General features: G+C 64.7%; 19 protein-coding genes. 13 read left to right on the top strand and 6 right to left on the bottom strand.

Annotation, left to right across the window (positions count from 1 at the left end):
- Positions 1 to 39: 39 nt before the first annotated feature.
- Positions 40 to 810: an SDR family NAD(P)-dependent oxidoreductase gene (locus tag AC0WRY_RS11595; RefSeq protein ID WP_491123117.1), complete on the top strand. Its 771-nt coding sequence runs from the start codon at positions 40 to 42 to the stop codon at positions 808 to 810.
- Between the two features lie 172 nt (positions 811 to 982).
- Here the strand turns inward: AC0WRY_RS11595 and AC0WRY_RS11590 are convergent, their stop codons facing one another.
- Genes AC0WRY_RS11590 through AC0WRY_RS11580 form a run of 3 tightly spaced genes read right to left on the bottom strand, consistent with a single transcriptional unit; the run spans position 983 to position 6,727 of the window.
- Positions 983 to 4,456 (bottom strand): error-prone DNA polymerase, encoded by a 3,474-nt coding sequence (locus AC0WRY_RS11590; protein ID WP_194407108.1) that lies wholly within the window; start codon positions 4,454 to 4,456, stop codon positions 983 to 985.
- A complete protein-coding gene (locus AC0WRY_RS11585; protein ID WP_194407107.1) occupies positions 4,453 to 6,042 on the bottom strand; it encodes a Y-family DNA polymerase in 1,590 nt (529 codons plus the stop codon). Before AC0WRY_RS11585 ends, AC0WRY_RS11590 begins: the two co-directional genes overlap by 4 nt.
- Positions 5,933 to 6,727 carry an ImuA family protein gene (locus AC0WRY_RS11580; RefSeq protein WP_194407106.1) on the bottom strand — a complete coding sequence of 265 codons (795 nt, stop codon included), beginning with the start codon at positions 6,725 to 6,727 and terminating at the stop codon, positions 5,933 to 5,935. Before AC0WRY_RS11580 ends, AC0WRY_RS11585 begins: the two co-directional genes overlap by 110 nt.
- A gap of 161 nt (positions 6,728 to 6,888) precedes the next feature.
- Here AC0WRY_RS11580 and AC0WRY_RS11575 point away from each other — a divergent pair, with 161 nt between their 5' ends.
- The 3 genes from AC0WRY_RS11575 (at position 6,889) to AC0WRY_RS11565 (ending at position 11,294) form a co-directional block, all read left to right on the top strand.
- Positions 6,889 to 8,124 carry a putative DNA modification/repair radical SAM protein gene (locus AC0WRY_RS11575; RefSeq protein WP_194407105.1) on the top strand — a complete coding sequence of 412 codons (1,236 nt, stop codon included), beginning with the start codon at positions 6,889 to 6,891 and terminating at the stop codon, positions 8,122 to 8,124.
- Entirely contained in the window at positions 8,124 to 9,566 is a 1,443-nt protein-coding gene (locus AC0WRY_RS11570; RefSeq protein WP_194407104.1) for a UdgX family uracil-DNA binding protein, read from the top strand. The genes AC0WRY_RS11575 and AC0WRY_RS11570 overlap by 1 nt, the downstream gene beginning before the upstream one ends.
- A gap of 99 nt (positions 9,567 to 9,665) precedes the next feature.
- Positions 9,666 to 11,294 carry an inorganic phosphate transporter gene (locus AC0WRY_RS11565; protein ID WP_194407103.1) on the top strand — a complete coding sequence of 543 codons (1,629 nt, stop codon included), beginning with the start codon at positions 9,666 to 9,668 and terminating at the stop codon, positions 11,292 to 11,294.
- 192 nt (positions 11,295 to 11,486) lie between these two features.
- Here the strand turns inward: AC0WRY_RS11565 and AC0WRY_RS11560 are convergent, their stop codons facing one another.
- On the bottom strand, positions 11,487 to 12,659 hold the full coding sequence (locus AC0WRY_RS11560) for a M20 aminoacylase family protein (RefSeq protein WP_194407102.1): 1,173 nt from the start codon (positions 12,657 to 12,659) through the stop codon (positions 11,487 to 11,489).
- A 174-nt stretch (positions 12,660 to 12,833) separates the two neighbouring features.
- On the opposite strand from AC0WRY_RS11560, the gene AC0WRY_RS11555 reads away from it, so the two are divergent.
- From AC0WRY_RS11555 to AC0WRY_RS11525, 7 genes are all read left to right on the top strand, one after another.
- Positions 12,834 to 14,453 (top strand): GMC family oxidoreductase, encoded by a 1,620-nt coding sequence (locus AC0WRY_RS11555; RefSeq protein WP_194407101.1) that lies wholly within the window; start codon positions 12,834 to 12,836, stop codon positions 14,451 to 14,453.
- A 12-nt stretch (positions 14,454 to 14,465) separates the two neighbouring features.
- On the top strand, positions 14,466 to 15,344 hold the full coding sequence (locus AC0WRY_RS11550) for an alpha/beta fold hydrolase (RefSeq protein WP_194407100.1): 879 nt from the start codon (positions 14,466 to 14,468) through the stop codon (positions 15,342 to 15,344).
- A gap of 237 nt (positions 15,345 to 15,581) precedes the next feature.
- Positions 15,582 to 16,526, top strand: coding sequence for a metallophosphoesterase family protein (locus tag AC0WRY_RS11545; RefSeq protein WP_194407099.1), 945 nt, complete (start codon positions 15,582 to 15,584; stop codon positions 16,524 to 16,526).
- 14 nt (positions 16,527 to 16,540) lie between these two features.
- Positions 16,541 to 16,876, top strand: coding sequence for a cupredoxin domain-containing protein (locus AC0WRY_RS11540; RefSeq protein WP_194407098.1), 336 nt, complete (start codon positions 16,541 to 16,543; stop codon positions 16,874 to 16,876).
- Between the two features lie 109 nt (positions 16,877 to 16,985).
- Positions 16,986 to 17,534, top strand: coding sequence for a sigma-70 family RNA polymerase sigma factor (locus AC0WRY_RS11535; RefSeq protein WP_194407097.1), 549 nt, complete (start codon positions 16,986 to 16,988; stop codon positions 17,532 to 17,534).
- The gene (locus AC0WRY_RS11530; protein WP_194407096.1) at positions 17,531 to 18,298 is read left to right on the top strand and encodes an anti-sigma factor family protein; all 768 of its coding nucleotides are present in this window, start codon (positions 17,531 to 17,533) and stop codon (positions 18,296 to 18,298) included. The genes AC0WRY_RS11535 and AC0WRY_RS11530 overlap by 4 nt, the downstream gene beginning before the upstream one ends.
- Positions 18,299 to 18,404: 106 nt before the next feature.
- Positions 18,405 to 18,590 (top strand): hypothetical protein, encoded by a 186-nt coding sequence (locus tag AC0WRY_RS11525; protein ID WP_194407095.1) that lies wholly within the window; start codon positions 18,405 to 18,407, stop codon positions 18,588 to 18,590.
- Positions 18,591 to 18,609: 19 nt separating this feature from the next.
- On the opposite strand, the gene hpnO is transcribed toward AC0WRY_RS11525, so the two are convergent.
- Positions 18,610 to 20,001, bottom strand: a complete 1,392-nt coding sequence (hpnO, locus tag AC0WRY_RS11520) for an aminobacteriohopanetriol synthase HpnO (protein ID WP_194407094.1) — start codon at positions 19,999 to 20,001, stop codon at positions 18,610 to 18,612.
- 141 nt (positions 20,002 to 20,142) lie between these two features.
- Between hpnO and AC0WRY_RS11515 the strand changes: the two genes are divergently transcribed.
- On the top strand, positions 20,143 to 20,775 hold the full coding sequence (locus tag AC0WRY_RS11515; protein WP_194407093.1) for a DUF2147 domain-containing protein: 633 nt from the start codon (positions 20,143 to 20,145) through the stop codon (positions 20,773 to 20,775).
- On the opposite strand, the gene hpnN is transcribed toward AC0WRY_RS11515, so the two are convergent.
- Entirely contained in the window at positions 20,743 to 23,331 is a 2,589-nt protein-coding gene (gene hpnN, locus AC0WRY_RS11510; protein ID WP_194407092.1) for a hopanoid transporter HpnN, read from the bottom strand. The two genes, AC0WRY_RS11515 and hpnN, sit on opposite strands and share 33 nt — an antisense overlap.
- Positions 23,332 to 23,797: 466 nt before the next feature.
- Between hpnN and ispH the strand changes: the two genes are divergently transcribed.
- The gene (ispH, locus tag AC0WRY_RS11505; RefSeq protein WP_194407091.1) at positions 23,798 to 24,724 is read left to right on the top strand and encodes a 4-hydroxy-3-methylbut-2-enyl diphosphate reductase; all 927 of its coding nucleotides are present in this window, start codon (positions 23,798 to 23,800) and stop codon (positions 24,722 to 24,724) included.
- The last annotated feature ends 24 nt before the right edge of the window (positions 24,725 to 24,748 follow it).

Here is a 24,748-nt window from a genome sequence, read left to right as displayed (position 1 = left end):
AAACAGCTACACTCGCGGCACCAAAAAAAGGAGCCAACAATGGATCTCGGTCTCAAAGGCAAGAACGCCATCGTCCTCGGCGGCACGCGCGGCATCGGGCGGGCGATCGCGGCGACGCTCGCCGGTGAAGGCGCCAATGTCGCGGTGTGCGCGCGCAACGCCGATCAGGTCGCGGCCACTGTCGCGGAACTGAAGGCGAGCGGCATCAAGGCGACCGGCGGCGCGGTCGACGTCACCGACGGCGCGGCGCTGAAATCCTGGATCGAGGACGCGGCCAAGGAGCTTGGCGGCGTAGACCTTTTGTTCGCCAATGCCGGCGCGATGGCGCAGGGCCACGATCCTGCCTCGTGGGAGCAGAATTTCCGGCTCGACGTGCTCGGTGCCGTGCACGCGTTCGACGCTGCGCGGCCGCTTCTCGAGGCCAGTGGGGCGAGCAGCGGCGACGCCGCCTTCGTCATCATTTCCTCGATCTCGGCAGCGCAGGCCGACACGGCCAGCTCCTACGGCCCGATCAAGGCGGCGCTGATCCACATGGCCAAGGGACTGGCGCGGCAATACGCCAGGAAGAGGATTCGCGTGAATGTCGTGTCGCCCGGCACGGTCTATTTCAAGGGCGGCGTCTGGGAGATGATCGAGAAGAACATGCCCGAGCGTTACAACGACGCGATGAAGCGCAATCCGACCGGCCGCATGGCAACGCCGCAGGACATCGCGAACGCCGCGGTGTTTCTGGCGAGCCCGGTGTCGGGATTCACCACGGGATCGAATCTCGTCGTGGATGGGGCGATCTCGAACCGGGTGAATTTTTGAGGATGCGGCTTGCCGGGCTCTCTCTTCCGTCATGGCCGGGCTTGTCCCAGCCATCCACGCGTTGCCGCGCTCGCTGAACAACGTGGATGCCCGGGTCAAGCCCGGGCATGACGACCGAGAGTGTGGCGCACCGTCGTCGCAATGACGGTGTAGAGGCATCCCGCGCCATCCCTCAATGGAAATCCCGCGACGGCGGCAGGATGCGCACGTTTCGGGGGTGGCGGATCTTTTGCGCGGGCATATCCGCGAGCGCGCGGGGGTCTTCATTGAGCGGCTCGACCAGTGTGGCGCCTGCCGGCGCCGAATGCTTGCGGCTCAGCGCATCGTTGGCAAGACCGACCAGATCGTGCGAGCGGTCGATCATGCGCTGGGCGATCAGATGCGTCACCTTCTCGGGGCTGCTCTGGATATAGCCGTGAACCTCGATGAGGCGCGCGCCCATCACTTCTTTCCGATATTGCTCCATGATCTTCGGCCACACCACGACATTGGCGATGCCGGTTTCGTCCTCCAGCGTCATGAACACGACGCCGCTGGCGCTGCCCGGCCGCTGCCGGACCAGCACCACGCCCGCACAGCGGACGCGGCGCCGCTCGTTCTCGTGGCTGATCTCCCTGCAGGCGACGATCCGCTCACGCGAAAACATCTCGCGCAGAAATTCCATCGGATGACCCTTCAGCGACAGCCGGATGGTCTGGTAATCCGCGACAACCTGCTCGGGGAGCGGCATCTCGGGCAGAGGCTTGGCATGCTCGTCCGGCTGCTCGCGGGCGGTCGCCGCCTCGAACAGCGGCAGCGGCACATCATCAGGCAGCCGCCGCACCTGCCACAGCGCTTCGCGGCGGTCGAGCCCGAGCGAGCGGAACGCGTCGGCATCCGCCAGCAGGATCAGCGCGCGCTTGGGCAGACCGGTGTCGCGGGCAAAGTCTTCCAGCGAGGTGAAGGGCCGGCGCTTGCGGGCGGCGACGATGCGGTCGGCCCAGTCTTCCTTCCTGTCATTCCAGGACGCGTCAGCGTCGAGCTCTGATGCGCAATTGCGCATCTGAGAATCCATTCCTCCAGGCGTATGCGGCCCGATGGATTCCGGGCTCGCGCCAAGCGGAGCGCCCCGGAATGACAGCTGAGAGCGCTTCAGCCGCTCCTCATCCTCGTCCAGCCAGTGGAATCCGTCGATCTGACGGAAGCCGAGACGCACCGCGCAATATTTGCCGTTCCCCTCCTCCAGCGTGTTTTGCGCAAAGCTGCAGGATACGTCGATGTCACGAATCTCGACGCCGTTCTTGCGGGCGTCGCCGACAATCTGCGCCGGGGCATAAAACCCCATCGGCTGCGAGTTCAACAGGCCGCAGCAGAACGCGTCAGGGTGATGGTATTTCAGCCACGACGAGATATAGACGAGTTGCGCGAAGCTCGCCGCATGACTCTCGGGAAAGCCGTAGGAACCAAAGCCTTTGATCTGGTCGAAGCAGTTTCGCGCGAATTGAGGATCGTACCCTCGACGGATCATATTGCCGATCATTTTCTCTTCGAAATTGCCGATGGTCCCGACGTTGCGGAACGTTGCCATGGCACGCCGCAATCCGTTGGCCTCTTCCGAGGTGAACTCTGCGGCCACGATCGCAATCCGCATGGCCTGCTCCTGGAACAGGGGCACACCGAGTGTTTTGTGCAGGACCTCACGAAGCTCGTTCTTATTGCCACCCTTCGGATAAGGATACTCGATATCCTCCGGCTTCATTTTCCGACGCCTTAAGTAAGGATGCACCATGTCGCCCTGGATCGGCCCGGGCCGCACGATCGCGACTTCGATGACGAGGTCGTAAAACGTCCGCGGCTTCAGGCGCGGCAGCATGTTCATCTGGGCGCGACTCTCGACCTGGAACACCCCGAGCGACTCTCCCCGCTGCAGCATTTGATAGACTTCGTCGTCATCTTCTCCCTTGATATCCGCGAGCGCGTAGCGCTCGCCCTTATGCTGGTCGATCAGATCAAAGCACTTGCGGATGCAGGTCAGCATGCCCAGCGCGAGCACGTCGACCTTCATCATGCTGAGTGCGTCGACGTCGTCCTTGTCCCATTCGATGAAGGTGCGGTCGTCCATCGCGGCATTGCCGATCGGCACATAGGTGTCGAGCCGGTCCTGCGTCAGCACATAGCCGCCGACATGCTGGGAAAGATGGCGCGGGAATTCGATCAGCTCGGTCGCAAGCTCGACCGCGAGGTTGATCATGGGGTTTTTGGGATCGAGCCCGGCCTGCCGGACCTGCATGTCGTTGAGGCCCTTGCCCCAGCTGCCCCAGACGGTGTCGGCGAGCGCGGCGGTGACGTCCTCGGTCAGGCCCAGTGCCTTGCCGACGTCGCGAATGGCACTGCGCGGGCGATAATGGATGACGGTGGCGATGATCGCGGCGCGGTGGCGGCCGTAGCGGCGATAGACATATTGCATCACCTCCTCGCGGCGCGAATGCTCGAAATCGACGTCGATATCGGGCGGCTCCAGCCGCTCCTTGGAGATGAAGCGCTCGAACAGCAGATCGACCTTGGTCGGATCGACCGAGGTAATGCCGAGCACGTAGCACACGGCCGAATTCGCCGCCGATCCCCGCCCCTGGCACAGAATGTTCTGGCTGCGCGCGTAGTGCACGATGTCATGCACGGTGAGGAAGTAATGCGCGTATTTCAGCTCGGCGATCAGCGCGAGCTCCTTGTTGAGCGTCGCGCGCAGCTTGGCGTCGATATTGCCACCAAAGTATTTGTCGACGCCCGCCCAGGTCAGGTCCTCCAGATGTCCCTGCGCGGTCTTGCCCGGCGGCACCGGCTCGTCAGGATATTGGTATTTGAGCTGGTCGAGTGTGAATGTAATCCTGTCCGCAAAGCGCATGGTCTGTGCGATCGCATCGGGGATATCGCGGAACAGCCGCGCCATCTCGCGCGGCGTCTTCAAGAACCGTTCGGCATTGGCCTCGAGCTTCCGCCCCACAGCTTCGATCGTGGTCTTTTCCCGGATGCAGGTCAGCACATCCTGTAGCGGACGGCGATCGGGATCGTGATAGAGCACCTCGTTGGTCGCGAGCAGCGGCACCTTTGCCTTCATCGCGAGATCATCGAGCCGCGCGAGGCGGCGGCGGTCGTCACCGCGATAGACCAGGCTCGCCGCCAGCCACACGCCCTCGGCGCGGCTTGCTTTCAGCTTTGCGAGGACATCCAGCGCCTGCACTGGCTCGAAGCGATGCGGCAGCGTCAGGACCAGGAGCTGTCCTTCCGAAAACTCCAGGAGATCGGCAAAGGCGAGACGGCACTCGCCCTTCTCGATCCGCGTGATGTCGTCGCCACGCTTGCCCCGGGTCAGGAGCTGGCACAGCCGGCCATAGGCGGCGCGGTCGCGCGGGTAGACCAGAATGTCGGGCGTGCCGTCGCTGAAGACGATGCGCGCGCCGATCAGCAGTTTCGGCTTGTGCACCACCTTATCGTTGTCGAGCTCACTCCACGCTCGCACCACGCCGGCTAGCGTGTTGTGGTCGGCGATTCCGATCGCGGGAAGGCCGAGCTCGCTCGCCTGACGCACATAGGCGCGCGGATCCGAGCCGCCGCGCAGGAAAGAGAAGTTCGTGGTGATGCCGATCTCGGCATAGGCGGGGGACGTCATGCGAAGAGACCGTGCACATACCAGCCGGGAGAAGCGGGCTTGCCATCGCCATCGAACACCTCTCCCTCGTAAAGACCATCGCGAAAGATCCAGAAGCGCAGGCCCTCGGCATCCTCGATGCGGAAATAATCACGCGTCAGCTGCTTGCCGTCCTGCCGCCACCATTCCATCGCGATGCGCTCGGGCCCCTCCACCCGCACCACGGCATGCAGCGCGCGGCGCCAGGTAAATTGATGCGGCGGACCATCCGGCACGGCCGCGAACGGCACCTTGATCGGCTCCGGCTTGTCGAACAACCTCAGGGGACGCAGCGGCGGCTCGCTCTCGACACGCGCGGGCCATTCGGCCTGCATGGCGGCTGCGAGATGATGCTGCGCCGGCGCGGCCATCACCGCACATTCAGGAATATGGGTATCCTCCGGCAGGTGCACGACGACGCGTTTCCCCCCGATGCGCGCGGCGATGCGGTCGATCAGCGCGGCAAGCTCGTCATTGTCATGGACATGGGCGTCGAGATCGCGCTGCTCCTGCACCACGATCTCGGTGCGGCTCGCCGACAGGCGCACCATGTCGAAGCCGAAACCGGGATCGAGGGGATCTGCGAGCGCATCGAGCCGCTCGCGGAACAGGCGGTCGATCACCGCGCTTCGCGTCACGGGACGTCCGGTCTCGACCATGATGGCGCGCACCACGCCGTCGGTGCGGAAGAAGGCGGCTTCGAGCCGCCGCGCGCCTTTGCCCTGTTTCTCCATCGATGCGATCAAGGTGTCGGCGAGCCGCGACAGCGTCATTGCGATCATGGTGTCGGTCGCGATCGGTTCGGCAAAGCGCTTCTCGACGATGTAATCGGGCAGCGGCTTGCGCGGGCTGATCGGCGCATCGCCCTGCCCCAGCGCATGCGCGAGCAGCGTGGAGAACCGGGCGCCGAACCGCGCCGTGATCTCGGAGGCGCTGCGCGATGCGACGTCGCCGATGGTCTTGAGGCCGGCGCGGCGCAAGCCGGTGGTGATGGCCTCGTCCGCACCGAGCGCGGACACCGGAAACCGCTCGATCGCCGCCGCCTCGTTGCCATCGGCAACGATGCTGCCAGATGCCTGCCGCGTCAGCGTACGCGCGCAGATCGACGTGCCGGCGATCGCCGCACCGACGGCAAAGCCCTGGCGGGCGAGCGCGCGGACCAGCGTCTTGAGCAGCGCAGCCTCGCCGCCGAACAGATGTGCGCAGCCGGTGATATCGAGGAACAGCCCATGCGGCGGATCGAGCGCCACCAGCGGCGTGAAGCGATCGCACCAATCGGCGATGTCGCTGAGCGTCTTCGCATCGGCCACGACATCGGCGTCGAATACACGCAAATCCGGACACATCGCCCGCGCATTCGCCAGCGGCTGGCCGATATACAGGCCGAGGCGCTCGGCGGCCTCGTCCAGCGCATGGATCACCAGCGCATTGTTGTCCTTGATGACGACGATGCCGGGTTCATCCTGCGCGCCGCCGCTCACCTGCAAGAACCGCTGGATCCGGTCGATGGGCAGGCGCGGCAGCCACAAGCTGAGAATACGCCTTCGGCTCACTGAACTGGCACTCATCACAATTCCATTCCATGATCCACCGGCCGCAGGGGCCATGACGATTGCGCAAGAGCTCGGCATCGAAGCGCGGCGCGCCCCAGGCACTCCACACAGCTCCCGGCGGCGAATGTGCCGCGCGCAACATCCACCTGGTCTCTGCGGTCGAGGGCAGCGGCTGCGCCGCCATGCGCAGCAAGAGACCGGTGACGCCGGAGCCTTGCGCGGCCAGCGTCAGCTTGCGGCTCGCCACGAGATCGAACTGCCTGGTCTCCCCCCAGAGCTCGAGCACGACGGCCCCCAGCGCGTCGCAGGCAAGCGCATCGGCCGAGGTTCGCAGCGCGCTCTCGACATCGGCGGCGCGCACCGTCACCACGCGGCGCGGGTCGAGGCCGAGCTCTTTGAGCCCGCTCATCGACAGCGCGCCGGCTTCCAGTTCCGAAAAATCCTGCCGCACCCACAACAGCGGCCGCTGCGCGCTCACGCGTCCCGCAAGACCCATGACGAATCCTGTGGCGGTCGTACCCTGCCGCCCCTCGCAAAACACCTCATGGATCGCCGCGCGCGCGAGCCCGCCCTTCAGCACGGCATCGACCTCGTTATGGCCGAGCGCGACCCGATCGTGCTGGTGCACGATCTCCGCGGTCTCGATGCGTTCGATCTGGCCGCGCAAGGTCGCAAGCGCGCTTAGACGTGCGCCGCTCATGCTCGCCGCTCCTTCAGAGGTGATTGCCGGTGGCTCTCGAAGAGAACCAATGGCTGGCTCATTTGTTCATGATATGTTCTAATATAAAGCTAACGGCGCGCGGAGAGTCAATCGAATTGGCGCGCTTGCGGATTCATCAGTGGAATCAACGGGATTCAAACATGGACGTACAACGCAAGCTGGAAATCCTGGCCGACGCCGCCAAGTACGACGCGTCCTGTGCCTCCAGCGGTACTGAAAAGCGGGATTCCAGCGACCGCAAGGGCATGGGCTCGACCGCGCCCGGCATGGGCATCTGCCATTCCTACGCACCGGACGGACGCTGCATCTCCCTGCTCAAGGTGCTGCTGACCAACGCCTGCAATTACGATTGCCTCTATTGCGTCAACCGCGCCTCCTCGAACGTGCCGCGCGCCCGCTTCACCATCGAGGAAGTGGTCAAGCTGACGCTCGACTTCTACCGGCGCAATTACATCGAGGGCCTGTTCCTTTCCTCCGGCATCATCCGCAGCCCCGATTACACCATGGAGCAGGTGGTCAGCGTCGCGCGAAGACTGCGCGAGGAGCATCACTTCCGCGGCTACATTCATCTCAAGACCATTCCCGAGGCCGATGACGCATTGATCGCGGAGGCCGGCAAATATGCCGACCGCCTCTCCATCAATATCGAGATGCCCGAGGAGACCAGCCTGCAGCAATTCGCGCCCGAGAAGGACGTGCGCGCGATCCGCCGCACCATGGGCCGGCTGCGGCTGAAGCTGGACGAAGCCGAGGACGACCGCAAAGCAAAGACGAAGGCGAGGCCGCAGCGCTTCGCGCCGGCGGGCCAGAGCACGCAGATGATCGTCGGCGCCGACAGCGCCTCCGATCACACCATTCTCCACACCAGCTCCAATCTCTACGGCTCGTACAAGCTGCGGCGCGTCTATTATTCCGCCTTCAGCCCGATCCCCGACGCGAGCCGCGCCTTGCCGCTGGTGCAGCCGCCGCTGCTGCGCGAGCACCGGCTCTATCAGGCCGACTGGCTGATGCGGTTCTACGGCTTCGACGTTGCGGAGATCGTCGACGACAGCGCGATGCTGCCGCTCGACATCGATCCAAAGCTCGCCTGGGCGCTGCGCCACCGCGACCGCTTTCCGCTCGACGTCAATCGCGCCAGCCGCGAGGAGCTGCTGCGTGTGCCCGGCTTCGGCACCAAGGCGGTCGAACGCATCATCGCGACACGGCGCACCACCACGATCCGCTTCGCCGATCTCGCACGGCTGCATGTGCCCAAGCACAAGGCGCTGCCGTTCATCGTCCTCAGCGATCACCGCCCTTCGCCGTACCGTCTCGACGACGCGCGGCTGATCGAACGGTTCAAGCCGAAGGCAACACAATTGGGATTTGGCTTCTGATGCAGTACATCACCCTCGAGACCGAAACCGATTTCGACGGCTGGCGCACAGCCGCCCGCAGCCTCGTGCTTCACCACGTGAGGCCCGCCGATGTCACCTTTGCCGTGCAAGGCGGCGAAGCCGAGCTGTTCGCCCCGCCCGCGCCGTCACCAATCCTCGAGGTGAACGACGGCACCTTCAACGTATCAGGCAAGTTCATCGAACTCGCGAAAGCAGCGATCCTGCACCGCGATCCCGAGCGCTTTGCCATCCTCTATCGGCTGCTGTTTCGGCTGAAGGACAATCACGATCTCATCGAGGCCGCGACCGACCCTGACGTCGCGCAAGTCACCGCCATGGCGAGAGCGGTCCATCGCGACGAGCACAAGATGCATGCCTTCGTGCGCTTCCGCGAGATCGGCAGGGAACGCGCAGCGCATTACGTCGCCTGGTTCGAGCCGGAGCATCACATCGTCGAGCTCGCAGCGCCGTTCTTCGCCAAACGCTTCGCCGACATGCCCTGGTCGATCCTGACGCCGGACCTCTGCGCGCATTGGGATGGCCATGCGCTCGCGTTCACACCGGGTGTCAGCAAGAGCGAGGCGCCGGGCGAGGATCGACTGGAGGAAACCTGGCGGCGCTACTACGCCAGCATCTTCAATCCGGCCCGGCTCAAGGTGAAGGCGATGCAGGCCGAGATGCCGAAGAAATACTGGAGGAACCTGCCCGAAGCCTCGATCATTAAGCCCTTGATCGAGGACGCCGAGCGCATGACCGGCGCCATGATCGCCAACGCCGCAACCGATCCGCACAAGCCCCAGAAGCGGCCGGAGGCTCCGATGCCACGCAAGACCGCCGCCGACGATCTCGAAACCCTCCGCGAGGAGGCCGCGCATTGCCGCGCCTGTCCTCTCTACAAGGACGCGACACAGACCGTATTCGGCGAAGGCCCGAGATCGGCCAACATCATGCTGGTCGGCGAGCAGCCCGGCGACAAGGAAGACCTCGCGGGCCACCCCTTCGTCGGCCCGGCCGGGCAGATGCTCGACCGTGCGCTTGCGGAAGCCGGGGTCGACCGCAAGAAGGTCTATGTCACCAACGCCGTCAAGCACTTCAAATTCGTGCCGCGTGGAAAGATCCGCCTGCACCAGAAGCCGAATACGCCGGAGATCCGGGCGTGCCGGCAATGGTTCGAGCGGGAAGTCTCAGTAATCCAACCCGATCTGATCGTAGCGATGGGTGCCACCGCGGCGCAGAGCGTGTTCGGCAAGATCACCCCGATCGGCAAGACCCGCGGCCGCCTCATAGACCTTCCCGACGGGCGAAAGGCTCTGGTGACGGTGCACCCGTCCTATCTGCTGCGACTGCCCGATCCGGAGGCCAAGGTGCTGGAATATCGGCGCTTTGTCGAAGATCTGAAGATTGCAGCGGGCCTGCAGAGGAAAGCCGCGCACGCCGCCTGAATAGTGGTGGGAAAGCGGCCTTCAACCGCCGCTTGTCATCCAGCCTTCAAATCCATCGCGGACAATGCCCCTCAACTGCAAGGTAAGGGGCGTCCAGACATGACCGATGTTGCATTCGACCGCGCGGTAGCCGATCCCGCGCCCGTTCAGCCGGCCTCGCGGCCGAATCTCGACAAGGGCTTCAATCCACTGACGATGATTTTGTTCTTCGGCATCCTCGCCGCGGGCCTGCTGTTCGTCGCCTACAGCATCTATGCCGACGTCAACGCCACCGGCACGAAGGTGACGACCTATCTGCCCTACATCCTCCTGCTCGTCGCGCTGCTGATCGCGCTCGGCTTCGAATTCGTCAACGGCTTCCACGACACCGCCAATGCGGTTGCGACCGTGATCTACACCCATTCACTGCCGGCCGAAGTCGCGGTGATGTGGTCGGGCTTCTTCAACTTTCTCGGCGTGCTGCTCTCCTCCGGCGCGGTCGCCTTCGGCATCGTCTCGCTGCTGCCGGTCGAGCTGATCCTCCAGGTCGGCTCCAGCGCCGGCTTCGCGATGGTGTTCGCGCTGCTGATCGCCGCGATCCTGTGGAATCTCGGCACCTGGTTCTTCGGCCTGCCCGCCTCCTCCTCGCACACGCTGATCGGCTCGATCATCGGCGTCGGCGTCGCCAACGCCGTCATGCGCGGCCGCGACGGCACTTCGGGCGTGGACTGGACCAAGGCGACCGAGATCGGCTACGCACTGCTGCTGTCGCCGCTGTTCGGCTTCATCTGCGCCGCCGTGCTGCTGCTGCTGCTCAAGTTCATCGTGCGCAACCCGGCGCTCTACGCCGCGCCCGAGGGCAACAAGGCGCCGCCGCTCTGGATCCGCGGCCTCTTGATCGCAACCTGCACCGGCGTCAGCTTCGCGCACGGCTCCAATGACGGCCAGAAGGGCATGGGCCTGATCATGCTGATCCTGATCGGCACCGTGCCGACGGCTTACGCCCTCAACCGCGCGCTGCCGGAATCCCAGGTCGCCCAATTCCAGAAGACCTCGGAGGCCGCGTCCAGGGTGATCGCGGCGAAAGGCGCCGGCCACAGCATCATCGGTGATCCCCGCCCCGCCGTGACGCAATACATCGCGCTGCGTCAGCTCAACGAAGGCACCTATCCCTCGCTCGCCGTGCTGGTGAAGGATGTCGGCAATCAAGTTGCCCAATACGGCTCGCTGAGCAAAGTGCCGGCGGAGGCCGTCGGCAACACCCGCAACGACATGTACATGACCTCGGAAGCCATCCGCTTCCTGATGAAGGACAAGGAGAACGATCTCGGCAAGGACGAGATCGCGACCCTGAACGCCTACAAGGGCTCGCTCGATGCTGCCACCAAGTTCATCCCGAATTGGGTGAAGATCGCGGTTGCCATCGCGCTCGGCCTCGGCACCATGATCGGCTGGAAGCGCATCGTCGTCACCGTCGGTGAGAAGATCGGCAAGACCCATCTCACCTACGCGCAGGGCGCCTCGGCCGAGCTCGTGGCGGCCGCCACGATCGGTGCCGCCGACGTGTTCGGCCTGCCGGTCTCGACCACCCACGTGCTGTCGTCAGGCGTCGCCGGCACCATGGCGGCGAACGGCTCGGGCCTGCAATGGTCGACCATTCGCAACCTGCTGATGGCCTGGGTGCTGACGCTGCCCTGCGCGATCATGCTGTCGGCCACGCTCTACGTGATCTTCTCGCGGATCTTCTAAAGCTCTTGCCTCTCAAGACTGCACAGACGTCGTCATGCCCGGGCTTGTCCCGGGCATTCACGTTCTCAGCGCGTGGAAAGGCGTGGATGGCCGGGACAAGCCCGGGCATGACGTCGTGGTTGGTGTCAATGCCCCAGCCCAAACCTCATTCGCGATGCCCGACCGCAAGCGGGGCTAGGTGAAGAAAAAGCCTTACGACGCCGCCAGCGATTCCTCGACCAGCTTCACCCAGTACGACGTGCCATACACGATCGCCTCGTCGTTGAAATTGTAGGCGGGGTGATGCAGGCCGGCGCTGTCGCCGTTGCCGCAGAAGATGAAGGCGCCGGGCCGCGCTTCCAGCATATAAGCGAAATCCTCGCCGCCCATCAGCGGTGGCATCTCGTGCACATTCGCATCGCCTGCGACCTGCCTGGCGATGCGGCGCGCCACCTCGGTCTCCGCGGCGTGGTTGTTCACGACGGGATAATTGCGTTGATAGCGCAGGTCGATCTTGGCGCCGGTGATCTGGGCGACGCCCGCGACCACCTCGTGCACGCGCTTCTCGACGAGCTTGCGCACCTCGGGCGAGAGCGTGCGGATGGTGCCCTTCAACGTCGCGGTCTGCGGAATGACGTTGCGGGCGTTGCCGGCGTGGAATTCGCAGATCGAGATCACGGCCGATTCCAGGGGATCGACGCTGCGTGCGACGATCGACTGCAAGGCGGTGATCACCTGCGCCCCGACCAGCACGGAATCGATGCATTTGTGCGGACGCGCGGCGTGACCGCCGACGCCTTCGATGTTGATATCGAGCTCGTCGGTCGCCGCCATGATCGGACCGGGCCGGATCGCGAACGAGCCGATCGGGATGCCCGGGCCGTTGTGCATGCCGTAGACTTGCTCGATGCCGAAGCGTTCCATCAGGCCGTCCTTGACCATGGCCGCGCCGCCGGCGCCGCCCTCCTCGGCAGGCTGGAAGATCACGATCGCATCGCCGGCGAAGTTGCGGGTCTCGGCGAGGTAGCGGGCTGCCCCGAGTAGCATCGCGGTGTGACCGTCATGACCGCAAGCGTGCATCTTGCCCGGGGTCTTGGAGGCGTAAGGCAGGTTGGTCTGCTCGTCGACCGGCAGCGCATCCATGTCGGCACGCATGCCGATCACCTTGAGCCCCTCGCCGGCCGGCTTGCTGCCCTTGATCACGCCGACGACGCCGGTCTGGCCGAGGCCGGTCACGACTTCATCGCAGCCGAACTCGCGCAACCGCTCCGCCACGAATGCTGCAGTGCGATGAACATCGTACAGCAGCTCGGGATGCTCATGGATGTCCCGGCGCCAGGCCTGAATATCGGGTTGGAGGTCGGCGACGCGGTTCACGATGGGCATGGAGGGTCTCGAGCTTTGTTGAAAATGCAGGACTGTCTACCATGCAAGCGGCAGTCCACCTAACTCCCGCAGATTGAGGGTAGCTCTGTCCTGTCGTCATGGCCGGGCTTGTCCCGGCCCGCAGCGTCTGCCTATTAGGACGAAACGTTGAGTGACCATCCGGGTGGAAGCAGAATGCCAAGACGGCTCGAAGGTGAGTTTGACTACATTGTCGTTGGGGCCGGCACGGCCGGCTGCATCGTCGCCAACCGGCTCTCGGCCGAGCCCAGGAACCGCGTCCTCATCCTCGAAGCCGGCGGCGACGACAACTGGATCTGGTTCCACATCCCCGTGGGCTATCTCTTCGCGATCGGCAACCCGCGCTCGGACTGGATGTTCAAGACCGAGGCCGAGCCGGGGCTGAACGGCCGCTCGCTCGCCTATCCCAGAGGCAAGGTGATCGGCGGCTGCTCGGCGATCAACGCCATGATCTCGATGCGCGGACAGGCTGCCGATTACGATCACTGGCGCCAGCTCGGCATGACCGGCTGGGGCTACGAGGACGTGCTGCCGCTGTTTCGGAAGCTCGAAGACCACTTCCTCGGCGCGAGCGAGCATCACGGCGCCGGCGGCGGCTGGCGCATCGAAGCGCCGCGGCTGTCATGGGACGTGCTCGACGCGGTCGGCGACGCCGCCGAGGAGATGGGCATCAAGCGCATTCCGGATTTCAACACCGGCGACAACGAAGGTACCAGCTATTTCCACGTCAACCAGAAGCGCGGCCGGCGCTGGTCCTCGGCGCGCGGCTTCCTCAAGCCGGCGCTGAATCGTCCGAACCTGCGGCTCGAGAAGCATGTGCTGGTCGATCGCCTGATCATCGAGCAGGGCCATGCCGTCGGCGTGCGCTTCATCCAGAACGGCGAGATCATCGAGGCACGCGCGAAACGCGAGGTGATCCTCTCGGCCGGCTCCATCGGCTCGGTGCAGGTGCTGCATCGTTCGGGCATCGGACCCGCCGACTGGCTGTCGCCGCTCGGCATCGACATCGTGATGGACAAGCCCGGCATCGGCCGCAATCTGCAGGACCATCTGCAGCAGCGTGCGATCTACAAGGTCGAGGGCGTGCGCACGCTGAATGAGACCTATTACAATCTGTTCCGCCGCGGCTTGATGGGCCTCGACTACGCCTTCCGCCGCCGTGGTCCGCTGACCATGGCGCCCTCGCAGCTCGGCATCTTCACCCGCTCGGATGCGACGCGCGCGCGCGCCAACATCCAGTTCCACGTGCAGCCACTGTCGCTCGACAAGTTCGGCGATCCCCTGCACCGCTTCCCCGCCATCACCGTCAGCGCCTGCAATCTGCAGCCGACCTCGCGCGGCACCGTGCGGCTGCGCTCGGCGAGCCCGGACGAGAAGCCGATCATCGCGCCGAATTACCTGTCGACCGACGACGACCGCCAGGTCGGCGCCGACGCCATCCGCACCACGCGCCGCCTGATGCAGCAGAAGGCGCTCGCCAAATATCGCCCGACCGAATACCTGCCCGGCCCCACCGTCGGCGATGACGACGCCTCGCTGGCCAAGGCTGCCGGCGACATCGGCACCACCATCTTCCATCCCGTCGGCACGGCGAAGATGGGCGCGGTGAGTGATCCCATGGCCGTGGTCGACGAGCGCCTGCGCTTCTACGGCCTCGAAGGCTTGCGCATCGTCGACGCCTCGATCATGCCGACCATCACCTCGGGCAACACCAACACGCCGACGGCGATGATCGCCGAGAAGGGCGCGACCATGATCCTGGAGGATGCGAAGTAGCGTCCCGCCATCATGAACCCCCACCGCTTTTCAATCGGCCCGGCCGGCGCAGAGATCGCGATGTTGCAATGGGGCGAGAGCGGCAGGCCGCCCGCCTTGCTCGTGCACGGCACCGGCTTCGTCGCCGCCGTCTGGGACGAGGTCGCGCGCGAGCTTGCCTCGACCTACACCGTCTATGCGCTCGACCGCCGTGGCCACGGCGCCAGCCACAAGCCCGGTGCTTATCATTTCCTGGATTATGCCGATGATATTTGCCGGGTGATCGAGGCGCTCGAGCTGCGCGATGTCTACGGCATCGGCCATAGCGCGGGCGCGACCGATCTTCTGCTCGCGGCAAAGCTCCTGCCCGGACGTTTCACCCGCCTGTTCGTGATGGAGCCGACCGTGATGGACCCGCGCGCGGCCCGTTCCGGAGGACTGAACGACGAATCCCTCGCTCGCGTGCAGGGCACGCTGCGCCGGCGCGCCGAGTTCGACAGCGCGGATGCCGTCTTCGAGCGCTACCGCACGGCGCCAGCGTTTGCGGATTGGACCGAGACCTCGCTCCGCGCCTATGTGCGTCACGGCTTCGTGTCGCTCGACGATGGGCGAGTGCGGCTCTGCTGCACGCCCGAGATCGAGACCGCGATCCTGCGCCCGATCTACGAGGCAATGGAGCAGGTTTACGTCGGCGATGCCCGCGGCAATCCGTTCGGCTCTCTCACCGAGATCGACTGCCCGGTGCGCGTCACGACCGCAGCGAAGTCGGGGCCGATCTACAAGGAGATGGCAGCGCGCGCGGTCTCGCTGATTCCTCGCGTCAGCACGATGGTGTTCGAGGGTGCCGGGCATTGCGTGGCGCAGGAAATGCCGGCGGCTGTGGTGGATGCGGTAAGGGAATTCACAAGATAGGTCTCGCGCCCCGGACGCGGCGCAGCACGCAGTGATGCGCTGCTGAGCCGGGGCCTATCTCGCGGCGCGCAGTGCAGCTTGCTGGGCCCGGCTCTGCGCAGCAACGCTTGCGCGTTGCAGCGCGTCCGGGACACGAGATCGTCCTCCTCACGAAAACGTCATCCCATCCGGGAATAAGTTTCCCCCTCCCGCAATCACCTCCCCGAAGCCCAATTCAGGGCGAGCGGGAGATGCGCGATGAGCGGACACGATCACGGGAACGACGGCGTCAGCCGCCGCAAGGTGCTGGAATGCATGACATGGGCCGGCACCGGGGTGCTCTGGACGGTCACGGGCGGCGTGCCGCGCTCGCTCGGCATCATCGATTCCGCGCAAGCCGCGACCGCGGCCGCGCCCGGCATGACCTTCCTGCAGATCAGCGACAGCCATGTCGGCTTCGACAAGCCGGCCAATCCCAACGCGCTCGGCACGCTGGAGGAGGCCGTGAACAAGATCAACGCGATGCCGGCCAAGCCGTCCTTCATGATCCACACCGGCGACATCACCCATCTGTCCAAGGCCGCCGAGTTCGACAACGCCGAGCGCATTATCTCGCAGACCAAGCTCGACGTGCATTACGTCCCCGGCGAGCACGACTTCATCGATGAGGAAGTGAAGCTCTATCGCGAGCGCTACGGCCGCGGCACCAAGGGCCACGGCTGGTATTCGTTCGACGCCGGCGGTGTGCACTTCGTCGGCCTCGTCAACGTGGTCGATCTCAAGGCCGGCGGTCTCGGCAATCTCGGCGCCGAGCAACTCGCATGGCTCGAGAGCGATCTGCGCGGCAAATCGAAATCGACGCCTATCGTCTTGTTTGCGCACATTCCGCTCTGGACCGTCTATCCCGAGTGGGGCTGGGGCACCGAGGACGGCGGCCGCGCGCTCGAATACGTCAAGGGCTTCGGCTCGGTCACCGTGCTCAACGGCCACATCCACCAGGTGATGCAGAAAGTCGAGGGCAACGTCACCTTCCACACGGCGCGCTCCACCGCTTTCCCGCAGCCGGCGCCGGGCGCCGCCCCCTCGCCTGGTCCGATGAAGGTCGAGGACGCCAGGCTCCGAAGCATGCTCGGCGTTGCCAGCGTCAACTTCAAGCAGAACGAGCAGCGGCTCGCGATCATCGACACGCCGCTCCAGGGCTAGGGTGGAAGCTGACAATGAAGACACTCAACCGCCGCGACTTCGGCGTCGATCTCGGTCTCGCCTTGGCCGCTTCCATCCTGTTGCCCGCAACAAGCGCCCGCGCCGACGACATGGAGATCCATATCGACAATTTCGTCTTCCAGCCGCCCGAGCTCACAATCAAGGTCGGCACCACCGTGACCTGGACCAACCGGGACGACATCCCCCACACCGTGGTGTCGGCCGGCAAGTTCAGGTCCAAGACCCTGGACACCGACGACAAGTTCACGTTCACCTTCACCAATGCGGGCGACTACAAATATTTTTGTTCGTTGCACCCGCATATGACGGGGATGATCAAGGTTGAGTAACGTCTCCAACCAAGGCATCAACGTCTTGCCCGGCCGGTGGTCCCACGCCGGCCGGGCGCGTGCGCCTTCGATCGCGACAACAAAAGAAGCAGAGGCAAAGCGAGGAGCGATGCCCGCCACCGACGATTTGCAGAAGGCGCAACGCTTCCGCGAAGCGGCGCTGCCCTATCTCGACGACGTCTACACGCTCGCGCGCTATCTGCTGCGCGATGCCTCCGACGCCGAGGATGCGGTGCAGGAATGTTATCTGCGCGCGCTGAAGCACTTCGACAGCTATCGCGGGCCGGCCATGAAGCCCTGGCTGTTCGCGATTCTGCGCAATGTCTGCAACGCCGAATATGCGCGGCGCGCGTCGAGGCCCAGCCCGATCGAGGATACGCCCGGTGCCGCCGAGCAGACGCCGATCTGGCAGGAGAACGAGGCAAGCCCGGAAACCGAGATGCTGCGCAGCCGCGATGCCGGCGCGATCCGCAAGCTGATCGACGCGCTCGCCGAGCCGTTCAAGGAAACCTTCGTGCTGCGCGAGATCAACAACCTGTCCTATCGTGAAATCGCCGACGCCGTCGGCGCCCCCGTCGGCACCGTGATGTCCCGCCTCGCCCGCGCCCGCGCCATGCTGCGCGCGGCCTGGACGGCGGAAGAGGAGCAAGCGAAATGACCTGCGACGAAGCAAGGATCCTGCTTCACGCGCTGCTCGACAACGAGCTCGATGCCGGCCATGCGCGCGAGGTCGAAGCCCACATCGCAATCTGCCCGGACTGCGCCGCGGAGCTCGCCGCGCAGCGCGAGATGCAGCGCGTGCTTGCCGACACCAATCTGCGTTACACCGCGCCGGCGAGCCTGCGTACTCGCATCGAAGCCTCGCTGCCGCAGGCACCAGGCCAGCAGCCGTCACGGCGCTCCGTGCTGCGCGGCTTTGCGATGGGCTCGGCCGTCTCCGCGCTCGCGGCGTCCGGCGTCGTCGCATTTGTGCTGCGCCAGGACGACCAGCAGCGCATCCTGTCGGAGGTCGTCTCCGCGCATCTGCGCTCGCTGCAGGCGGGCCACCTCACCGACGTGGTCTCGACCGACCAGCACACGGTCAAGCCGTGGTTCAACGGCAAGCTCGACGTCGCCCCGCCCGTGATCGACCTCACCGCGCAAGGCTTCACGCTGGTCGGCGGCCGGCTCGACTATGCCGACGCCCGCGCCATCGGCGCCGTCGTCTACCGGCGCCGACAGCATGTGATCAACCTGTTCGTGTCGCAGACCTCGAACGCCGAGTATCGCGCGCCAAAGACCGAGACGATGCAGGGCTTCAACTGCCGCCGCTGGGGCAATCGCGGCCTGAACTTCTGGGCCGTCAGCGACATCGGAGCCGACGAGCTCGCCGAGTTCGTCGACAAGTTCGAGGCAGCGATGAAGGCGAATGTGGAGGGGTAATTGCCGGCAGCGGGCGAAGCGCCGCACCATGGTTTGAAGAAGTGACGCCTCTCACAGTCCTCGCGAGCGCAATTTGGCAGATTGCAGCTCCATTGGGAGGACAGACATGATTCCGTCACTGATTATCTGCACCACGCTTCCGTCGATGTTCGCGGCGGGCTGCGCTGCATTGCTGGCCCTCAAGGAGCGCAAGCAATGGATTTGGTTCGCGCTCCTCGCCGCCATTGCCGGCTTTGCCGGCCTGTTCACGCTGAACATGCTTCATATCTGGGACTACGCCGGGCGCTGCTGATCGGCGCGTCGGCCGAAGATCAGGCCGACCTTCTCACCGCGTTGTCCACCAGCGTCTTGCCGAGCGACCAGATCGCGCCGGGGACCTTGTGGCTGCCGGCGATGACGTCGTCGAACGCCTTCTCGATCCAGGTGCAGTCTTCCTCGGTGATGGTGAGCGGCGGCAGCAGCTTGATGGTGTGGCTGCCGTGGCCGGCAACCTGCGTCAGGATCTTGTGGTCCTTGAACAGCGGCACGGTGATGAGCTGGCAGAACAGGCCCTTGTTGGCGGTCTCCAGCACGTTCCAGGAGGCGCGCAGACGCAGCGACTTCGGCGGGCCGAACTCGACGCCGATCATCAGGCCCTTGCCGCGCACTTCCTTCATCAGCTCATAGCCGGGCACCATGCGCGTCAGCGCGAGGCGCAGCTCGGCGCCGCGCTTGGCGGCGGACTCGATCAGCTTCTCGGACTCCATGACGTCGAGCGTCGCAATGCCCGCAGCCATCGCCAGATCGTTCTTGGAGAACGTGGAGCCGTGCACCACGGCGCGGTCCATCTGGTTGAAGATCTTGTCGAAGATGGCCTTGCGCGTCAGCACCGCGCCGACCGGCACGTGGCCGCCCGACAGCGACTTCGACAGCAGCACCATGTCGGGCTCGACGTTCCAGTGCTCGACCGCGAGGAAGCGGCCGGTACGGCCCATGCCGGTCTGGATCTCGTCGGCGACGAACAGCGTGCCGTACTTCTTGCAGAGCGCGGCCGCGCCGGGCAGGAACTCGTCGGTGGGCATGTTGACGCCCTTGCCCTGAATCGGCTCGACGACGAAGGCCGCGACCTCGCGCGAGGCCAGCGCCTTTTCCAGCGCCGCCAGATCGTTGAACGGGATCGAGGTGCAGCCCGGCAGCAGCGGCTCGAAGCCGGTGCGGAAATTCGAATCACCGGTTAGCGACAGCGCGCCATAGGTCAGGCCATGATAGCCATGGGCGCAATAGACGATGCCGGGGCGCCCCGTGGCGCCGCGCGCGAATTTGATCGCGGCCTCGACGCATTCGGCGCCGGAATTGGCGAAGAACGCCTTGTCGAGATAGGGGACGTATTTCAGGAGCCGCTCGGCGAGCACGCCGGCGAGCACCGAGACGTCGAACTGCACCAGGTTGGGCAGGTCGGCATCGAGCACGCTCTTGAGCGCATCGCGCATGACCGGATGATTGCGCCCGATCGCAAACACGCCGAAGCCGGACAACAGGTCGAGATAGCGCGCGCCATCGCGATCGTAGAGATACTGCCCCTGCCCCTTCTGGAAGCCGACATCGTAGCCGATGGTTTTGAGGACCCGAACGAACTGCTCGTTCAGATACCGATTATGCAGGGTGCTGCGCTGGGCCTGACGGTCCGCGAATAGCTGAGACATGTCTGGATTTGGGCTGTGCATCCGTTACATACTTCGGTTGAGGGTCGTCTCGTCAACTGAAAAGGGACCGTGACTGAAAACGGTCTGTGCGGCCTTTTGCCCTTTTTCGGACCATCTTCGCAAGCACAGCTTTAAACCATGTTGCACTGCCGAGGAACTATCATGCGTTTAGCCCTTTACACCGGACTAATACTGGCTGGCGGTTACACCTGCCTGACCCCGGCGCTCGCCGCCGACCCGACCGGCGACTGGCGGGTCGCTGACGGCGTCGCCAACATCCGCGTCGCCCAATGCAATGGCAGCATGTGGGGCGCCGTTGCCTGGGAAAAGAAGCCCGGCGGGCGCGACGAGAACAATCCGGATGTCTCGAAAAAGAACAGGCCGACGCTCGGCATGGTGACGCTGATCGACATGAAGAAGAAGGCGGGCGCCGATCAGTGGGAGGGACAGGTCTACAACGCCCAGGACGGCCAGATCTACAGCGCGACCATCACGCCTGTCAGCACCGACCAGCTTGAAATCAAGGGCTGCGTGATGGGCTTCCTCTGCGGCGGCGAGACCTGGACCCGGGTCGGCCCGCCGATCCCCTTGAGCCCCGCCAACGCCATGGCCAAGGGCGGGCCGAAGCCCGCCGGCGCGGCGCCGAAAGCCGCAGGCACGACGGTTGCCGCCGCGCCCGCGCCTGCTCCCGCAGCCCCGAAGGCGGCCGGCGCCGCCAAACCCGCTCAGAAGGGCGCCGCCGATCCGGTCGGCGACATCTGCCTACTCCCTGAGATTGCGGGGTTTGCCCATTAGGGCCGGCTGGAACAGCAACACGGCTGCGAGCGTCGTCACCAGCGAGAGCGCCAGCAGCTTGCCCATGCTGGACGTGCCGGGATGGCTCGACAGCCACAGGCTGCCGAACGCCGTCGCGGTCGTCAGAGCGCTGAAGAAGATCGCGCGTGTCAGGCTGGTCTGGAGCAGGTTTGTCCTGCCTGAGCGCCAGGCCACGACATAATAGATCTTGAAGGCGACGCCGACACCGAGCAGCAGCGGGAACGCGACGATGTTGGCGAAGTTGAGCGGCAGGCCGATCAACACGCAGATCTCGAGCGTCACCGCGCCTGCAACCAGGAGCGGCACCAGGGTCATCAGCACGTCGACGAACCGGCGCAGCGTGATCCACAGCAAGAGGCTGATCACCAGCAGCGCATAGATGCCGGCGTGGATGAACGCCCGCACCACGGTGTCGCCGGATTTCAGGATCGAGACCGGCCCGCCGATCGCGGTCGGCTCGGCAACGAGCACCGCCGCCGCAAATTTGCGCAGCGTGTCGTTGTCGTTGGGATCACCCTTGGGCAGCGCCTCGACGCGGATGATGCCGTCCTTGCTCTTCCAGGCACTCGCGAGGTCGGGCGGCAGCGAGTTCAGGGTGACGGGCCCCGCCTGCATCGCGTTCCTGAGCTGGTCGAACACGACCTTCAGCGGCGCGACGAACACATCCTGCGCCTTGTTGCGTGTCGCCTCGTCGCCATTGGCGAGCTTTTCGAGCGCGTCGGCGAGACGCCGCGAGGCGACCGCGCCCGGGCCTTTCGCGTCGCCCGCGGTTCGGCGGAGATTGTCGACCGAGGATTTCAGGGCCTCGACGTTCTCCTGGTCGGACGGCGCCGCATCGATCTGATCGGGGTTGAGCGCGGGGTTCAGCACCTTGGCGCCCTGCGCGAGCAGCTTCAGCTTCGGCGGCTGGTCCGGCGGCACGAAGCTGTTGAGCGACATCACCCGCAGCACTTCGGGCACCTTCTCCAGCTTCGCCTCTATCTGCCTTGCCTGCTCCTCGGACGTCGCCATCACGTTGATGGCGTTGGCGCCGGTGTTGGGGTCCTTGCGCAGATCGAGGAAGGTCGCGATCGATTCGGCACGCGGGTTACGCAAGTTCATCGGGTTGAAGTCGAACTTCATGAAATAGAGCAGCGGCAGGCCGGCGAGCGCCAGCAACAGCGTGCCGCCGACGACCAGCACGCGGTGCTTCTCCAGGAAATTGTCGAGCGGCGCCAGAAAGGCATAGCCGACCGGCTCCTTCTCGCCGGGCGGGTTCAGCAGCTTCAGCATGGCCGGCAGCACGGTGATCGACGAGAGGAACGCCACCAGCATGCCGACGCCGGCGATCTGGCCGAGCTCCGCGATGCCCTTGTAGTCGGTCGGCATGAAGCAGAGGAAACCGGCGGCCGTCGCCATCGCAGCGAGCGACAGCGGCACCGCCGAGCGCTTGGCCGCCAGCACCAGCGCGCCCGAAAGGTCGTTGTGCTTGTAGCGCTCCGAGCGGTAGCGGACGCTGTACTGGATGCCGAAATCGACGCCGAGGCCGACGAACAGCACCGCGAACGCGATCGACAGCAGATTGAACGATCCGACCATCATCAGTCCGGCCGCGGTCGTGATCGCAAGGCCGACGAAGAGATTGATGAACACTGCGAAGATGATCTTCGACGAGTGCAGCGCCAGCCACAGGATGACCAGCACGACGAGAACGGTGCCGACGCCGTTGACGACGGCGCCTTCCTGCACGGTGGCGTATTCCTCGTTGGCGATCGGAATCGGGCCGGTCAGCCGCACGCGGGCCTGGTACTTGGTCGAAAAATCCAGATCCGTTGCGGCCATGCGGATCGCGTCGGTAGCGTCCTTGCCGGGCTCCAGCGCGTTGTAGTCGAGGATCGGCTTGAACTCGATGAAAGCGCGCCTGTCGGAATCCTTCAGCGGCTCGTCGCTGACGAGCTCGCGCCAGGAGAAGCTCGCATTGCCCTTGTTGAGCAGGGTCTCGACCGTCTGCGCGATCAGGTTGAAGGGCCGCTCGGTGTTGTCGAGCTTGACCTGCCCGCGCTTGACGCCCGCAAGTCCGGTCTCCAGCGCGCCGGTCAGGCCGCGGATCGAGGGATCGCCGGCCATGATCTCGATCAGGGGCGCGGCGGATTCGAACTGGCTGGTGATCTTGCCGACCTCTTCCGTCGGCAGGAACAGCAGGCCGTTCTTCTCGAAGAACTCGCCGCTGCCGAGCTGCTGCATCGACTGGAAGTTGGTCTTGTCGCCCTTCAGCTTGGCATAGAGCGCGTCTGCCGCAGCGCTCGCCATCTCCGGCGTTTGGGCTTCGACAACAGCCAGGATTAATTCATTCTGATCGAACGCCTTGTCGAATTGCTGGTCACGCTTGCGCCAATCGAGGTTCTGAGAAATCAGCGAATTGATGTCGGTGTTGATGGCGAAGTGCTGGGACGCGTAATAGCCCGCACCCACCGCCAGCAGGAGCCCGAGGACGACGACGAGGGAGGCAAGCCGGGTGCAGGCCCTGACGATGGCAACGACTACGCTTTGCAGCACTTCTTTTCTTTCTGCGGTTAACAGCTTGCCGGAAACGCCCGCTGTTTATCGGAGTTCCCGGGCGAAACCTATTGCTGTTTTGGGTGGTTCTCGCCGCAACAAGGTTCGAAGTAAACGGCGCGAGACCGGGCAAAATCATGCGGGGCGGCCCCGGTATAGCCGGCGAGTTGAGGCGGGAAAGTGGCCAAGTGTGAGCGCAAATGTCGCCATTTTGCCTGAGATGAAATCTATACTATAATACCTTCAAGCGGGTGGCTGGGTATCCCAGAGTTTCATTCGACCTTTCCTTGCTGCCGATTTTTTGACACAAAGTATTGCGCCTCCATGCGCCGGAGCCCCAACGGGGGTGGGTGGCTACCGCGTGCGCGAACCAATGGTGCGGATATTGCAACTCATTGGTCAGTATCGGGGTGCCGCCGGGGACTTGCGGAAAGCGGATTGGTGCAACTTGCGTGATGGGCGTCCTATGGAAGTTTATCTGGCGCAACCGCGTGGCTTCTGCGCGGGCGTGGTGCGTGCAATCGAGATCGTGGAACGGGCGCTGGAGAAGTACGGCCCGCCCGTCTACGTGCGCCACGAGATCGTGCACAACAAATACGTTGTCGAGAGCCTGAAGAACAAAGGCGCCATCTTCGTGGAGGAACTGTCCGAGGTTCCGCCAGGATCGGTGACGGTCTTCAGCGCCCATGGCGTCGCCCGGAGCGTCGAGGAAGAGGCCACCGCGCGCGACCTTCCGGTGCTCAATGCCACCTGCCCCCTGGTCACGAAAGTTCACAATCAGGGGAAGCGCTACATCACCAGGGGCCGCACGCTGATCCTGATCGGCCATGCCGGCCACCCCGAGGTCGAGGGCACGATGGGCCAGGTTCCCGCCCCCGTGCTGCTTGTTCAAAGCGTTCAAGAGGTTAAGGCGCTCACCCTGCCGGCGGATACGCCAGTGGCCTACATCACCCAGACCACCCTGTCGGTCGACGACACCAAGGACATCATCGCGGCCCTCCAGGCCCGCTTTACAGACATTCAAGGTCCGGATATCCGGGATATCTGCTATGCGACACAGAACCGCCAATCTGCGGTAAGGGACTTGAGCAAGCTGGTCGACGTGATCTTGGTGGTGGGCGCTGCCAACAGCTCGAATTCGAACCGGCTTCGCGAAATCGGCACCGAGGCCGGCGTCGCGAGTTATTTGATTGCCGACGGCAGCGAGCTCAATCCGGAGTGGTTGAAAAATGCCAGGACCGTCGGCATCACGGCCGGCGCTTCGGCGCCTGAGGTACTCGTGGATGACGTGATCGAAGCGATGCGGCGGATCGGACCGGTGAAGATCCAGGTGTTGCCGGGCCGCGAGGAAAACATCGAATTCCGGCTTCCGGCCCAACTGGCTGCGAGCTGACCCACCCGAATTGAAAAGCCCAGA

The organism is Bradyrhizobium sp. T-12, from assembly GCF_058314695.1.
This window is presented reverse-complemented; position numbering and strand designations above follow the sequence as displayed.

Coding starts and splice junctions, on each gene's coding strand:
- AC0WRY_RS11590 (WP_194407108.1), bottom strand. CDS start 4,456: ATGACGTCCCCCGCCTATGCCGAGATCGGCATCACCACGAACTTCTCT.
- AC0WRY_RS11545 (WP_194407099.1), top strand. CDS start 15,582: ATGAGCGGACACGATCACGGGAACGACGGCGTCAGCCGCCGCAAGGTG.
- AC0WRY_RS11555 (WP_194407101.1), top strand. CDS start 12,834: ATGCCAAGACGGCTCGAAGGTGAGTTTGACTACATTGTCGTTGGGGCC.
- AC0WRY_RS11515 (WP_194407093.1), top strand. CDS start 20,143: ATGCGTTTAGCCCTTTACACCGGACTAATACTGGCTGGCGGTTACACC.
- AC0WRY_RS11525 (WP_194407095.1), top strand. CDS start 18,405: ATGATTCCGTCACTGATTATCTGCACCACGCTTCCGTCGATGTTCGCG.
- AC0WRY_RS11595 (WP_491123117.1), top strand. CDS start 40: ATGGATCTCGGTCTCAAAGGCAAGAACGCCATCGTCCTCGGCGGCACG.
- hpnO (WP_194407094.1), bottom strand. CDS start 20,001: ATGCACAGCCCAAATCCAGACATGTCTCAGCTATTCGCGGACCGTCAG.
- AC0WRY_RS11540 (WP_194407098.1), top strand. CDS start 16,541: ATGAAGACACTCAACCGCCGCGACTTCGGCGTCGATCTCGGTCTCGCC.
- AC0WRY_RS11530 (WP_194407096.1), top strand. CDS start 17,531: ATGACCTGCGACGAAGCAAGGATCCTGCTTCACGCGCTGCTCGACAAC.
- AC0WRY_RS11580 (WP_194407106.1), bottom strand. CDS start 6,727: ATGAGCGGCGCACGTCTAAGCGCGCTTGCGACCTTGCGCGGCCAGATC.
- AC0WRY_RS11585 (WP_194407107.1), bottom strand. CDS start 6,042: ATGAGTGCCAGTTCAGTGAGCCGAAGGCGTATTCTCAGCTTGTGGCTG.
- AC0WRY_RS11570 (WP_194407104.1), top strand. CDS start 8,124: ATGCAGTACATCACCCTCGAGACCGAAACCGATTTCGACGGCTGGCGC.
- AC0WRY_RS11535 (WP_194407097.1), top strand. CDS start 16,986: ATGCCCGCCACCGACGATTTGCAGAAGGCGCAACGCTTCCGCGAAGCG.
- AC0WRY_RS11575 (WP_194407105.1), top strand. CDS start 6,889: ATGGACGTACAACGCAAGCTGGAAATCCTGGCCGACGCCGCCAAGTAC.
- AC0WRY_RS11550 (WP_194407100.1), top strand. CDS start 14,466: ATGAACCCCCACCGCTTTTCAATCGGCCCGGCCGGCGCAGAGATCGCG.
- AC0WRY_RS11560 (WP_194407102.1), bottom strand. CDS start 12,659: ATGCCCATCGTGAACCGCGTCGCCGACCTCCAACCCGATATTCAGGCC.
- AC0WRY_RS11565 (WP_194407103.1), top strand. CDS start 9,666: ATGACCGATGTTGCATTCGACCGCGCGGTAGCCGATCCCGCGCCCGTT.
- ispH (WP_194407091.1), top strand. CDS start 23,798: ATGGAAGTTTATCTGGCGCAACCGCGTGGCTTCTGCGCGGGCGTGGTG.